This window comes from Dyadobacter sp. CY351 (assembly GCF_021502625.1).
Lineage (GTDB): Bacteria > Bacteroidota > Bacteroidia > Cytophagales > Spirosomataceae > Dyadobacter > Dyadobacter chenhuakuii.
Window position 1 is genome coordinate 172,532 of sequence record NZ_JAKFFU010000001.1, and the last position, 13,820, is coordinate 186,351.

A 13,820-nucleotide genomic window follows, 5' to 3' on the forward strand; every position below is an offset into this window, starting at 1 on the left:
GGTTACTGAACTTTCATAATTCCATTCATAATCCGCCAATGGCCCGGGACGGTGCACAGGAAAGGATAATCGCCGGGTTTTTCGGGAGCTATGAAAACAAGCGTGGTGCTACCTTCCGGACTGATCAATTCAGTGGAATGAAGGACTTCGGGCATTTTTGGAATGTAATTCAATTCAATGGCATTGCTCTCACGCGCCAGCAAATCCGCAGCCGCACCCACTTTTTCCAGACTTCCCGGAGCAGCGATAAGCAGGTTATGCTGCATAAAATCAGGATTAGTGAAGCGTATCGAGACTTTTTGGCCGGGTTTTACGGTAAATGTCTTTTTATCAAATTTCATTTCATGCTCAATCACTTTCAGGTTGATCGTCACCGGCGTTCCTTTGCCTTTTCCAACCGAATCCGGCTTGGCAACCGGCGTTGCGGGCACTTTTTTCTCTGATTTATCTTTCGAAACCTGGTTCAGTTGCATCGTGCTTTTCACATCCAGCCAGCCTCTTAACCTGAAATTTTCTGGATAATCGCCGACGCGGTTTTCGTCACGTAAGTCGCGGCCGAGGCGGATGTCGTCGGGGTTGAATGGTTTGGTGAAAAGTGATGCTGCTTTGCCCTTAATGGGTGTTTCATCTTCGATTGCCAATGTCATTTCACCGCCTTCGGATAATTTTGCTACGGCATTAAAGCGCTCTGTTGGCAATGTTTGGTTTGAATAAATGTCATAAGCTTTGCCATCCTGTTTGATCAGCCAATGCAGTTTTCCCTCATTCATATAAAGACTGTAACCATTCTCCTTGTTGCCTTGCGAGGCCACAACGCCCGATAATGCTTCGTCGGCTTTGGTAATAATGGCTTTAATGGTGATTTCTTTGTTGGTAATGTCCGGCGGGAAAATCGGTGGCGACCAAAGGTTCAGCACATATGTTTCCTGGATCAAACCACGCTCAATGCGGGCGGTTAATGTGGAATCTTTCAGTTTCGCAGCTGCATTTTTAAACCCTGCTTCATGCTTGATCACACCAGAAAAAATAGCTTGCTGCAAATATTCATCCGCCGCATTCTCCGAATCTTGGCCTGCGAGATAAAGCATTTTTCCAATTTCCTCAGAGGCCGGCAAATCCGTCAATGCTTGAATCGCGGCAAGTCGGACTTTCAAATCAGGATCATTCAAAGAATTCGTCCATTTCAATGCAGAAAGCGTTTTATCGTTTCTTGGCAAAAGCTTCACGGCATTCTTGCGAACGCCCGCAGCCGGATGCCGCACCGCACGAACCAGCGTGTGATATGCCTCCTCATTCGAGCCATCCAGCGCGCCCAATCCCTGCAATGTCCAGAGCGCATGCACGGCAGGACTGTTCAATCCAATTTCATCCACAGATTGATCATTAACCAACTTAATCAGCTCAGGAACCAATGTTTTGTGCTGCGCTTCTACGATCAATCGCTGTGCTGTTGTACGCCAGAACATGTTGTCATTTTTCAATGCTGCCAAAAGTCCGACGGGATCATTTTTATCCAGTTTTACCGGTTGATAAGGTTTTGCATGTTTATAAACGACCCTGTATATACGTCCGTGCTTATTGTCCCGCAACGGGTTGATGTATGCATTGCCTTTTCCATTTTCAAAACCACGCGGGGTGGGGTTATGCTGAATGATGAAACTATACCAATCCGCCACCCAAACGGCGCCATCCGGCCCCGCTTCCGCATGAACCGGCGAAAACCATTCGTCCGAGCTTGCCAGCAAATTGAAACCGTTTTTCTCCTTATAACCCGCGCCATTTGGCTTCAACATGGCCTGATAAAGCAATCGGCCGGTCGGCTCGCAGACAAATGCAGTTGCGTTCCAATATTGTTTTGGGAAATTTCTTGCCGTATAAAGATTGTGGCCCGCCGCAGCCGTAAAGCCGCCATGAAAATCCACCTGACGCAATGCAGGCGTCATATAATTCATATCGTAATGCGAATCGAGCTTGTAAACCGTGTTGCCCGAACCGTCCGCGACGGAGCGTTTTACATATTCCAATGGCATCGCGAAATGTCCGCTGTAATTGCCATTAGCCGTTGAAATAAACACTTCAAAATCCTCCGAAAAACCCAATCCCCAGGTGTTATTGGACGTCCGGCCAATGTATTCGAGGTTTTTGCCATCGACATCAAATGTATAAATGCCCTGGCTGAAATTCACCGGCTTGTCATTCACCGTCCCGCGGTAACCCGCATAACCCAGCACGCCCCAGATCTTGTTATCGAGGCCATATTTCAAATTGGATGGCCCGGCGTGCGTATCGCTTTTGCCCCAGCCGCTGATGATGTTTTCGCGAATGTCCGCTTTGTCGTCCCCGTTGGTGTCTTTCAGGAAAATGAAATGCGGCGCTTGGGCAACGATCACGCCGCCGTTGGCAAATGTGATGCTGGTCGGAATGTTCAGGCCGTCTGCAAAAACGGTAAACTTATCAGCCTTGCCGTCGCCGTTGGTGTCTTCGCAAATTTTGATCCGGTCTTTTCCGGTTCCGTCCTCTGTTCTGATCTCATTGGGATAATCTTCCGTTTCAATGATCCATAAGCGGCCTTTTTCGTCCCAGGCCATGGCAATGGGTTTCACAATGTCGGGCTCGGATGCGAATAATTGTAAATCAAAATCAACCGGAACCTGGATCAATTTTGCTGATTCGGCAGGCGAAATCGGCAACTGGAATTTGGGAGCCGGATCGCGTTTTTCGTAATTCGGAACGTCGGCATCCTTGAATTCAGGCGTTGGCAATTTCAAGCTTGCATAGGCGGCTTTTGCATCATCATTTACTGCCCATAACACACCATTCAACACCAGATCGTGAAATCCTTTTTGCTTCCAGGTGCGCTCGTCGTGGCCATATGCGGTGTAAAACACCCGGCCTTTTCCCTGCGTCCGCACCCAGGTCCAAGGCTCGCGATGCGTCCCTTCCACACGTTCCTGCAAAATGTTAATGTCCGGATTGATTTTCGCGTGCACATAAGTTTCGTCCCAGGTCTCAAACTCTTTCAAGCCCGCCATCACCGGGTGGTTTGGCTGCGTGATCGGCGCAGTGAATGTGCCATATTCATGCGTGCTGAACTGCGCACCGACTGCTTTGATATACCAATCAGAATTTTGAAAACAAAAAGAAGCTGCATGCAATGGGATCAATGCTTTCCCGCCTTCCACAAATTCCTTCATTGCAGTTTCCTGCGCCGGTGAGATCACATTATGGTTAGCATAGATCATTAAGCCATCATATTTCGCCAGATTCTCTGCATTCAAAGCATTTAAGTCCGAAGTGTAAGTCAGGTTAATGCCTTTTTGGAACAACGGATGTGCGAGCATCGGGAAGAATTTTTCCGAATAATGGTGCTTGCTGTCATGCCCCAGAAACAGGATTTCAATGCGCCGCCCTTCACTGGACTTTACTTGAACGGCCGTTCCAGATTTCCGTGTACAGCTGTTGATGAAGATGAAGCAGGTGAGTAAAAGCAGTAATTTTTTCATTATAAAAGGGCAAAGGTTTCCTGTTTGGATTATTGCAATTTTTGCAATCCATTACACCGTTTCCGGGCTGATGTCTGTTATGTGTTACTGTGGCGTTAGGTCTGTTTTATTCCTGCTCGGAGGCGTTACCCCCAATAATTTGTTTACAAAAAAGTCCCTCTTTTTCCTTCTTCCGTAAGTCCCGCCGTCGCTGTGGCCCATGCCCGGCACCACCAGCAATTCAAAATCTTTATTGGCTTTTATCAATGCATCCGCCACGCGGTAAGTCGATTCCGGTGGCACATTGGTGTCCGCTTCGCCCACAATCAGCAGCAAGTCGCCCTGCAATTTGGCAGCATTGGTAATGTTGGATTGTTCGTCGTAATGCTTGCCAACCGGGTAACCCATCCATTGCTCGTTCCACCATTGCTTGTCCACGCGGTTATCGTGACAGCCGCAAGCCGAAACCGCCGCATCGTAAAAACTGGGGTGAAAAAGCAATGCGCCAAGCGAATTCTGCCCACCCGCTGATGTGCCATAGACGCCCACCCGAGACGAATCCACGTAAGCATATTGGGCTGCTAATGCCTTCATCCAGGCGATCCGGTCAGGAAAACCGGCATCTGCGAGATTTTTCCAGCACATGTCGTGGAATGCTTTCGATCGGTTAGCTGTGCCCATGCCGTCCATTTGCACGACGATAAATCCAAGCTCTGCAAGGCTCTGCATTTCACCATAATAACGGAATGCTTTGGGCACAAACGAATCCTGCGGACCCGCATAAATGTTCTCGATGATCGGATATTTTTTTGTCGGATCAAACTTGCTCGGGCGATATACAATTCCCCAGATATCTGTTTGACCATCGCGTCCTTTTGCCTTGAAAATCTCCGGTAACTTAAAGCCCAGCGACAAATATTGCGAAATGTCGGCCTCTTCCAGTTTCGTAACCAATGAGCCGTCCGCCGTTTTCCGCAGCTCGGAAACCGGCGGGCTCATCATCGTTGAGTATGTGTCAATATAGTAAGTGCGGTCGGGTGAAAAAGTGAGCTGATGCGTTGCTTTGGCATGATCGGTCAATTTTACGAGGCCGCTGCCGTCGAAGTTGATTCTGTAATAATGAATGTGATAAGGATCTTCGTCCGCATTCATGCCGCTTGCCCGAAACCAGACTTCGCGCTTTTGCGTATCAATGCTGTCAATGTCGCGAACCACCCAGTTGCCCTTTGTGATTGGGTTTTTGATCTTGCCCGAAAGCTCATCCACCAGATACAAATGCCGCCAGCCGTCTTTTTCAGAAGACCAGATTATTTCGTGCTTTTCGGGTTGATAATGCGTGTAAATGAGGTTTTGGTAAATAAATGTCTCCGTTTTTTCATCAATCACATTCCGCGTTTTCCCGCTTGCCGCATCCACATCGATCACCCGGAAGCGCTGGTGCCCGCGGTCCACTTTTTCGTAAGTAAAATGCGTGTTATCGCCATGTCGCCAGCGAATAACCGGCGCTTCGAAAAAGTCGATAATGTCTGATTTTACTTTCGTAACCTGTTTGTTCTCAACATTCACCACAAACATTTCGTAAGACGTAAATTCATCGCCGGGTTGCGCATAACCGCGCGTTTTAACCTCGCCACGCGTCGTGTTTGGCAAGGACGACATAATGATGCTGATCTGCCGCTCTTCATGCGGCGTAATGCGGTAAGCAACCAGATATTTTCCATCCGGCGACCAGCTCAGTTCGCCAAAAGGTTTCAGCGGATTTCCTTCGAATGTGAGCTGCTGAGCGTCTTTTTCTTCTTTTCTGGTTAAATAAATATTCCCGTTTCTAATGATAGCCGTCAATTTTTTATCCGGCGAAATGCTGTCCGCCCGAAAAGGTCTCCAGCGACTTCTTGCCCGCGTCCAGCCTATTTCTTTGGGACGTTCGAGGGGCAATTTTTCAAGCTTTTTTGCGGTTTTTGTTTTGGTATTGAATGCAAACCATTTGCCCGTTGTCTGTACGAAAAGCGTCTGGTTTTTTGGGTCTGAATAAATTTCGCTGAGCAGCAATTTGTCAGCCGATAATGTCGAATCCAGTGCTTTGGAAAGCGCGCCTGCGAGTTCTTTTTTATCGAGCGGACTCGTCTTTTTACCCGTTAGTGTATTGACAAAAATGTACTCCGTAAGGCTGTCTTTTAACACATTTCTGTACCAAAATGAATGTCCGTCGGGCTGCCACGTAGGCTGGATCGAGGCTTTCAAAACTGTTCCTTTCGTCACCGAGTCCATGCGCTCCATGTGCTTGTATGAAGCACTGATTTCAGAAGCATCAGGATGATAAGGTGCCAATGCAGGCTGCTGAGCCATACTTTTCTGTGAAAGTAAGGAGAGCAGGGAGCTGGCAAAGACGGTCAGCAGTTGAAGCTTTTGACTGGTAAATTGCGCCATACTAGGAATGATTATCTTCAATTTCGTATGGGTAAAATTACCTTTATGGTAAGCAATAAACTTCGTGGTATTTAGCCCCTTTTTTACCGATATTAACTTATTTCAATGTTAGATTTTGCTTTTGGGTTAAAACAGCAGATTTAATTCGGGATATGTGCGGAAGTGTAGAATAAACAACGGTAAGCCCACCGGCTCGCTAGGTTAATAGATTCCGATTGCTAAGGCCGTCATGGCCGCAACCACAAGCCAGCCCATAACCAATAGCGCGCGTGAATGTTTATACGTCCCCATCAAGCGCGATTTTCCGCTTGCAATAAGCAGGATAGCCAGCGCAACGGGCAGCACAAAACCATTCAGCGTGCCGACAAAGACGAGCACTTTCACCGGTTTGCCAATCATTGTAAATACGGCAGTTGATGTGGCAATAAAAATAATGGTCAGCGCGGCGTGGTGTTTTTCCAAAAACGGGTGGAACGAACGGACAAAAGAAATGGAAGTGTAAGCAGCGCCAACCACAGAAGTGACGGCCGCGCTCCAAATGACGAGACCGAAAATCTGCCGTCCGGCTGATCCAGCGGCTTGTTCGAAGATGGAAGCGGTGGGATTATCTGGATTAATGGTCGCGCCGGACATGACCACGCCCAAAGATGCCAGAAAGAGCAGATAACGAATCACGGTTGTGATCAAAATGCCCGTTGCGGCGCTTCGGTTGACCTCCGGCAGTGATGCTTCGCCGCTGATCCCGCTATCGAGCAACCGGTGCGCTCCCGCAAACGAAATGTATCCGCCGACCGTCCCGCCGACCAATGTTACTGCGGCCATCGGATCAAATTTTTCGGGCAAGATCGTGTGATGCAAAGCGGCAGCGAGCGGCGGATGGGACGTAAAAGCAACATATAAGATCAAAACGATCATTAATGTGCCGAGGACGCGGCTGAAAATATCCATCGCTTTTCCCGCTTCTTTGAAAAGGAAAATCCCGATCGCCATGCCTGCGCTCAGTACAGCGCCGACTTTCACATTCAAGCCCGTCATCGCTTCAAGGCCCAAACCGGCGCCAGCCACATTGCCAATGTTGAACGCAAATCCGCCGAGGACGATCAGAAACGCTAATAGGAAGCCTAATCCGGGAAATAATGCATTGGCCAGTTCCTGCGCGCGCTTGCCCGAAACGGTGATGATTTGCCAGATATTAAATTGCGCGCAAAGGTCAATAATGACGGTGAGGAGAATGATGAAGCCAAAACTCGTGGCGAGCTGCTGTGTGAAAACTGTCGTTTGCGTCAGAAAACCCGGTCCGACTGCCGAGGTCGCCATCAGAAATGCTGCGCCTAAGAGCGCTTTGGAGGATTTTGAACTCGCCATTTTATTTCAATTTTCAACCGAATCCTCCGCCACCCGGCGTTTCTATTATTAAAATATCGTCCTTCTGAGCTTCCAGGCTGCATATTCCAGGCAATGATGAAGTTTCACCATTGCTGATCAATGTGTGCACACCGCATTTTCCGTCTTCGCCGCCGTTCAGTCCGTAAGGTGCGTATTTTCTGTGTTGTCCCAATAATGTGAGCCGCAATGGTTTAAGAAATTCGAATTTTCGCACGATGCCATTGCCGCCAATGAATGTTCCTTTTCCACCCGAATTTTTCCTAATCCCGAATTCCAGCAAACGCACCGGATACTTGCGTTCCAGCCGCTCGGGGTCGGTAATGCGCGTGTTGGTCATGTGCTGGTGCACGGCAGAACGGCCGTGAAAACCCGGCCCGGCGCCGGTTCCGCCGCCTATGGTTTCGTAATAGCCAAATTGCTCGTCGCCAAAAAGGAAATTATTCATCGTTCCCTGGCTGCATGCCGCCAATTCGAACGCTTTGAGCAATGTATCCACCAACCGCTGGCTCACTTCCGTGTTCCCGCCAACCACGGCCGGACATTGTAAAGGATCGTCGGAAAAGTTGGGATGGAGGAAGCTGTTACCCGGCAAAATAATGTCCACGTGCTTCATCAGGCCATCATTCAGCGGAATTTCTTTGTTTACCAAAAGCCTTAACACATACAAAATCGCGCTGTACAGGATTGAAATGTTTGCATTCAGGTTATTGGGATGCACATGAGAAGTGCCAGTAAAGTCAAAAACCTGCTTTTCAGCGGTTATGGAAACTTTTACCTGAATGCGATGGCCGTCATCTAAAAATTCGGTTGCTTCGAAAGTTTTGTTTTGCAACGGAATTAATGCGGTTTGCAGCTGCGCCACAGCATTTTCTTTCAGCAACCGCATGTATTTCCGGACGGTTTCCAATCCGTGCATGTCGACCAGCCGCAACATTTGCTCGCTGCCTTTCCTCAATGCAGACAATGCGGCGATAATGTCGGCTTCATTGGACAGGAAATGCCGGGTAGGATAGGGGCCTTCCGTGAAAAGTGCGCGGATGGTTTCCCACTGAAACACATTATTTTTGATCAGATATTGAGGCAAGATAACGACGCCTTCCTCAGCCAGACAAGTGGCATCCGGCGGCATGGAACCAGGGGTCTTCCCTCCGACTTCGGCATGGTGGGCGCGGTTGATGACGTAACCAATGCAAGTTTTATCATCCGTAAAAATGCCCGAAATCAATGTAATATCCGGCAAATGCGAGCCGCCATATTTCGGATGATTCGTAATAATCACATCGCCGGGGCCGATCTCAATCGCCTCCTTCACCAATCTCCCACAAATCCCCATGCTGCCCAAATGCACTGGAATATGCTGCGCATTCACAAGCAACTCACCGTCTTGGTCCAGCAACGCACACGAAAAATCGAGCCGTTCTTTCACATTCACCGAGAACGCAGTCCGCTGCAACTGCAAGCCCATTTCGTCCGCAATGGATTTGAAACGATTGGTGAAAAGCTGTAACGCAACTTCCTCGCTTTGTTTTTCGCGTGTAATGTTGGTTTCCGAAGTTTTGAAAGCAATCGCGTCTTTGCTGTTTTGGATGATCAGTTTCCAGTTTTTGGGGATGTAGGCGGTGGAAGTGTTGTTCAATAAAATCGCTGGGCCGGTGAGTTGGTCGCCCGCTGCGAGTCTGTCCCATTCGAAGAGGTTAGCAGCATCACGAGCCTCAGGTTTTTCCGTTTCAGATGATTTTGTTTCAAATAAAGGCGTTACACTTCTTATTGCATCCGCTGAATTTCCTTCCTTAATGATCGTTTCCAGCGCAATAGGAGCCGTTTTCTCCTGAATCATCAGTTTTAAACTTTCCAATTCAGTGGTCAGGTTTGCGGGAAAATAGCCGAATTGTGCCGTGTAAAGTTTTTCAAAAGCATTCAATGTTTCAGCGCCTTCATAACTTACTTCAATTGTATTTTCCTGTCCTGCAAAACGAAGATAAACATAGCAAAAAGCGGTTTCGAATGCAGTAACGCCCTGATCTTGCAGATTTGCAGCGCCTTCCTGCAACAATTCGTTTTTCCAATGTTCAATTTTATCCGCCGATTCTTTCCAGGGAAGCAGGATTTGTTTGGAAACAATGGTGCTGATCAGCGCCTCGCCCATGCCCACAGCGCTGAAAAGTCCGGCGTCGTAAGGAATGATAACGGTTTGAATATCCAGCAATTCGGCCAGCTGGCAACTGTGCAATCCGCCAGCGCCGCCAAATGTGATTAATGCAAAATCAGCAGGATTAATGCCCTTTTCAACCGAGATTTTACGGATCGCATCAGCCATTTTCTCATTCGCAATCCTTTCCAGGCCGGTTAGCAGCTCCGAAAATGAAAGCACATTGCCCGTTTGCGATTCAATGCCTTTTTGCAAATTATGAAGCGCCGCCAAAGCAGCATCCGCCCGAACGGGAATGCCAAATTTCGAAGCATCCAGTTTGCCCAAAAGCAAATTCACATCCGTAATCGTCAGCGGACCGCCCGTGCCATAACATGCCGGCCCCGGCGAAGCCCCCGCACTTTCCGGCCCGACTTGCAGCGAAAATCCATCAAACCAGCAAACAGAACCGCCGCCAGCCGCCACCGTTTCAATCGCCAATGTCGGGTTATGGAATTCGATGCCGTCAATTTCGGTGATGTATTTCAGCTCCGGCCGCCCATCGATCAGCGCCGTATCCGTGCTCGTGCCGCCCATATCGAATGTGATCAATTTGGGGAATCCGAGGCGTTTTCCAGCATTGGCCGCCGCCACCATGCCACCAGCCGGGCCACTTAGCAAGCTGTCTTTGGCCCGGAAACCGCTCACTTCGGAAAGACTGCCCGTGCTGGTCATGACTTTCAGGCTGCCAGTTCTAAGCGGAGTGCCGCCCAACGAGTTGTCGCCCAGCGGAATGCCGCCCAATGGAATGCCGCCCAACGAGTTTTTAATGTTAGCCAAATATTGATCTAAAACCGGATCGAGATAAGCATTTACCACTGCTGTTTGCGTGCGGCGGAGATAATGTGAGAACGGAAAAAGCTTGGAAGAAGCAGAAATGTATTTGGCCCCATTTTCTAAAAATGCTTTCTCAGCCAGCAGCTCGTGCGCATTGTTTTGAAAAGAATGCAGCAGGGAAATAGCAATGGAATCTGCGTTTGCCGCAGATGCTAATGTTGTTAAATCCGCCGCGTTCAAATCCCGGATCACATTGCCCGAAGCGTCCAAGCGCTCGTCAATTTCCAGAACTTCGGAATAAAGTAATCTCGGCTCGGGAATATCGAGTTGAAACAGGGAAGGGCGTTGCTGATTGCCAATGTAAAGCAGGTCTTTAAAGCCTTTTGTGACCACTAAAAGCGTTCTGGCTCCTTTCCTTTCGAGTAATGCATTGGTTCCCCGGGTGGTGCCGAGGCGCATTTCGAGTGAAGGCAATGTGTCGGTGAGTTTTGTTTGGGTCAATAATCGCGCTGCAAGAACAGGTGCTTCTTCGCCACTGAATATTTCAAAATCGGTGTTTTGAGTAAATGGAAGTTTATTTTCGAGCGTAAATGTTTGATTGGAAGAATCAAAAGAAATGACTTTGCTAGTCATACCATTTTCCAGCAAATGCAATGTATAACCTTCCAGTAAACCCGCATCAAACGACCAGGACGCCGCATATTGAAAAGTTTTATCAGCCAGCTTACCAATGATCCGCCCCCGCACGCAGCCAGAGCTCAGCACTTTCAGCCTCGTTTTATTCCCCGCAAAATCCACAGCCAGACAATCCGTAAAAGTCCCGCCTGTATCAACCCAGATCTTCCAAAAAGAACCACCCATTTTTCCCAATCCAGCCAAACCAAAAAAGTAATGATAAGCCCCAAAATAGGGGAGATTTGAAATAAAACCTATGGTTACCAGAAAAATGGCTTCGCTTTGATTTTTATGTAAGTTTGGAGGAGGAATACACGAGTGAATGGTTTGAGAAAATGAAGTAAGCAAGGGAAAATCCCAAAGGGATTTAATATCAGTAGCAAAGTCAACATGCGCGCAAAAATGCAAATCCCAGAGGGATGCAAGATTGGTAGAAAAAGAGGAAATCAACGTAAAACGCAAATCCCGGAGGGATGCAACGTCGTGTACATTATTACATCCCTCCGGGATTTGATGCGATTGCGAACGGTTTTTGTTACCGATATTACATCCCTCCGGGATTGTTTTTGCACTGATTTCAAATTTGCTACCAATATTATATCCCTCTGGGATTGGCGTTTTACACGCATGTTAAATTTGCTACCAATATTATATCCCTCTTCAAACATTAAGATCATGGATCAAAGAGAGGCAATTATAATCGCGCAGCAATATGTCGATCTGGTGAATCAGACTTATCCGGTGAAGCAGGCTTTTCTTTTTGGATCATTTGCAAAGGGCAATAGTCATTTGGATAGCGACATTGATATTGCGTTGGTGCTGGACCGTTCGGAAGACATTATGGAAACGCAGATTGCCATGATGAAACTTCGGAGAAATATTGATCTGCGCATCGAACCACATCCATTTATCGTTCAGGATTTCCAAAGCTCCAATCCGGTTGTGCATGAAATCATCAAATATGGGATAGAAATTGGGAAAGTGGCTGCATAACTTCTCTTCAACAAATATTACCCAACTCGCTCGCGAAAATCCTTATGAAACTCCCGCGGGCTTTTTCCCATGATCTTTTTGAAAACGCGGTTGAAATTCGTCACATTATCAAACCCAGTCTGATAACTCACGTCTGAAAAGCTGTCGAATTTGCCGGAAATGATGATTTTGCAGGCTTCGTTGACGCGGACTTCGTTGAGGAAGCTGATGAAAGTTTTGTCGGTGTGTTTTTTGAAATAACGGCAAAATGCCTGTGGGGTTAGGTTGGAGATTTCTGAGATTTCGGCTAGTGAAATGTGCCTTTTGTAGTTGCTGACCAGATATTGGAAAATCTGGTCCATGCGGATTCCTTCGACTTCGGAAATGATCTGCTCGCTGTTGTTGGTGGCCAGCGGCTTAATGTCGCGGATCGTGGAGAAGAGATGCAGCAGCGAAATGAATGACGCGACGCGCATGCTGTCTTTGTTCTGTTTTAATTCTGAAATCGTTTTCTGAACAATGGGCAATGCGGATTCCGGAATCTGGTAACCGTTGTGCAGGCCGTCGACGAATTTGCGGATACTTGCCATTTCGGGCAGACTTAGAATGTTCTGGTGGAGCTGTGTTGGATTGAAGAAAATGGAAACGGAATGAACTTGCTTTTTCTCTTCGGGATTGAAATAGGCTTCGTCGTTTTTGAAAATATGCGACTGATTGGCACCGATAATGTAAACCTCGCCCGACTCAAAACGCTGCATATAATTCCCGGCGATGAGAATACCCGAGCCTTCCACAACCCATTCAATCTGAACCTCCCGATGCCGGTGCAAATGATTGTAATAATGCGGCAAAACGTCTTCCTGCACCACAATGGTGTGCTCCTTGGAAACCGGAATGGTGAATTGAACGACTTTCATTTGCGTTTTTTAAACATATTATAACAACGGCCAGCCGTCTTCCCAGCGCAACTTCTCAATCCGCAGCTTCGAGCGGCCCTTGTCTTTGGCGTCGTATCCATGAAATATCAGATAATCGGTGCCATCGAAGGTGCAAACTGCATTGTGGCCTACGCCATGCCAATCTTTATCGCCTTCAAGCAGCAATGTTCCGCCCCCATTTTTCATCGGCGTTCCCGCCTTGTCCATGTAAGGACCAGCCAGTTTTTCCGCGCGGCCCACGCGCATTTTGTAAGTGCTTTTTTCGCCGCGGCAGCAATAGTCATAAGAGGCGAAAAGGTAATAATAGTTATTTTTTTTGAAGATAAAAGGCGCTTCAATGGCTCCATTGCCAGATTCTGAATTTGATGCGGTCTTTGGAGCGCTTGCTAATGTATGCCATTGCTGCGGATCTGTCGCAATGGACATTGCATCCTGATTGAGCTTGACGAGCTTAATGCCATTCCAAAATGAGCCGAATGATAACCAGGGCTGCTGGTTTTCGTCTAAAATAAAATTAGGATCAATCGCATTCCATTCATCCCGGCCAGGCACAGATTCAACGACTTGCTGGTGGTCGGTCCAGCGGTAATCCGGACTTTTAGGATCCAGGGTTTTATTGGTTGCGACACCAATACAGGAGCGGTTCTTGCCAAATGTTGAGATAGAATAATAGAGATAATACAGGCCATTATGAAACACAATGTCCGGTGCCCAAATGTGCCCTTTGAAACCAGGAACTGCTTTTACAGCCCACTCGGGCGGGGACGCAAAAATGGGCTTTTCCTTCTTCCAGTTTTCCATATCCTTTGACGACCAGACGCTTATGCCTCGTCCTGTCGTGAAAACATAGTAAGTTCCATCCTGGCGGATCATGACGGGATCGTGCGCAGGAATGTTTTTAAACAAAGAATCCTGGGCGCAGGATATTTTAGCGCCCAGGATTAGTATCAGAAAAGCAATGTGCTTCATTGATTT

General features: G+C 47.8%; 7 protein-coding genes. 1 reads left to right on the plus strand and 6 read right to left on the minus strand.

Annotated features, from left to right (window positions below):
• Nucleotides 1-2: 2 nt before the first annotated feature.
• The 4 genes from L0660_RS00695 to L0660_RS00710 all read right to left on the minus strand — a co-directional run bounded on the left by L0660_RS00695 (nucleotide 3) and on the right by L0660_RS00710 (nucleotide 11,121).
• Nucleotides 3-3,503, minus strand: coding sequence for a PVC-type heme-binding CxxCH protein (locus L0660_RS00695; RefSeq protein WP_235156836.1), 3,501 nt, complete (start codon nucleotides 3,501-3,503; stop codon nucleotides 3-5).
• 84 nt (nucleotides 3,504-3,587) lie between these two features.
• Entirely contained in the window at nucleotides 3,588-5,909 is a 2,322-nt protein-coding gene (locus L0660_RS00700) for a S9 family peptidase (protein WP_235156837.1), read from the minus strand.
• 201 nt (nucleotides 5,910-6,110) lie between these two features.
• The gene (locus tag L0660_RS00705) at nucleotides 6,111-7,274 is read right to left on the minus strand and encodes an NRAMP family divalent metal transporter (protein WP_235156838.1); all 1,164 of its coding nucleotides are present in this window, start codon (nucleotides 7,272-7,274) and stop codon (nucleotides 6,111-6,113) included.
• A gap of 13 nt (nucleotides 7,275-7,287) precedes the next feature.
• Complete coding sequence (locus L0660_RS00710) at nucleotides 7,288-11,121, minus strand: hydantoinase B/oxoprolinase family protein (RefSeq protein WP_235157366.1); 3,834 nt, start codon at nucleotides 11,119-11,121, stop codon at nucleotides 7,288-7,290.
• Between the two features lie 489 nt (nucleotides 11,122-11,610).
• Between L0660_RS00710 and L0660_RS00715 the strand changes: the two genes are divergently transcribed.
• Nucleotides 11,611-11,928: a nucleotidyltransferase domain-containing protein gene (locus tag L0660_RS00715; protein WP_235156839.1), complete on the plus strand. Its 318-nt coding sequence runs from the start codon at nucleotides 11,611-11,613 to the stop codon at nucleotides 11,926-11,928.
• Nucleotides 11,929-11,945: 17 nt separating this feature from the next.
• Here L0660_RS00715 and L0660_RS00720 read toward each other — a convergent pair whose 3' ends face one another.
• Entirely contained in the window at nucleotides 11,946-12,824 is an 879-nt protein-coding gene (locus tag L0660_RS00720; RefSeq protein ID WP_235156840.1) for an AraC family transcriptional regulator, read from the minus strand.
• An 18-nt stretch (nucleotides 12,825-12,842) separates the two neighbouring features.
• Nucleotides 12,843-13,814 (minus strand): arabinan endo-1,5-alpha-L-arabinosidase, encoded by a 972-nt coding sequence (locus L0660_RS00725; protein ID WP_235156841.1) that lies wholly within the window; start codon nucleotides 13,812-13,814, stop codon nucleotides 12,843-12,845.
• Nucleotides 13,815-13,820: the final 6 nt, after the last annotated feature.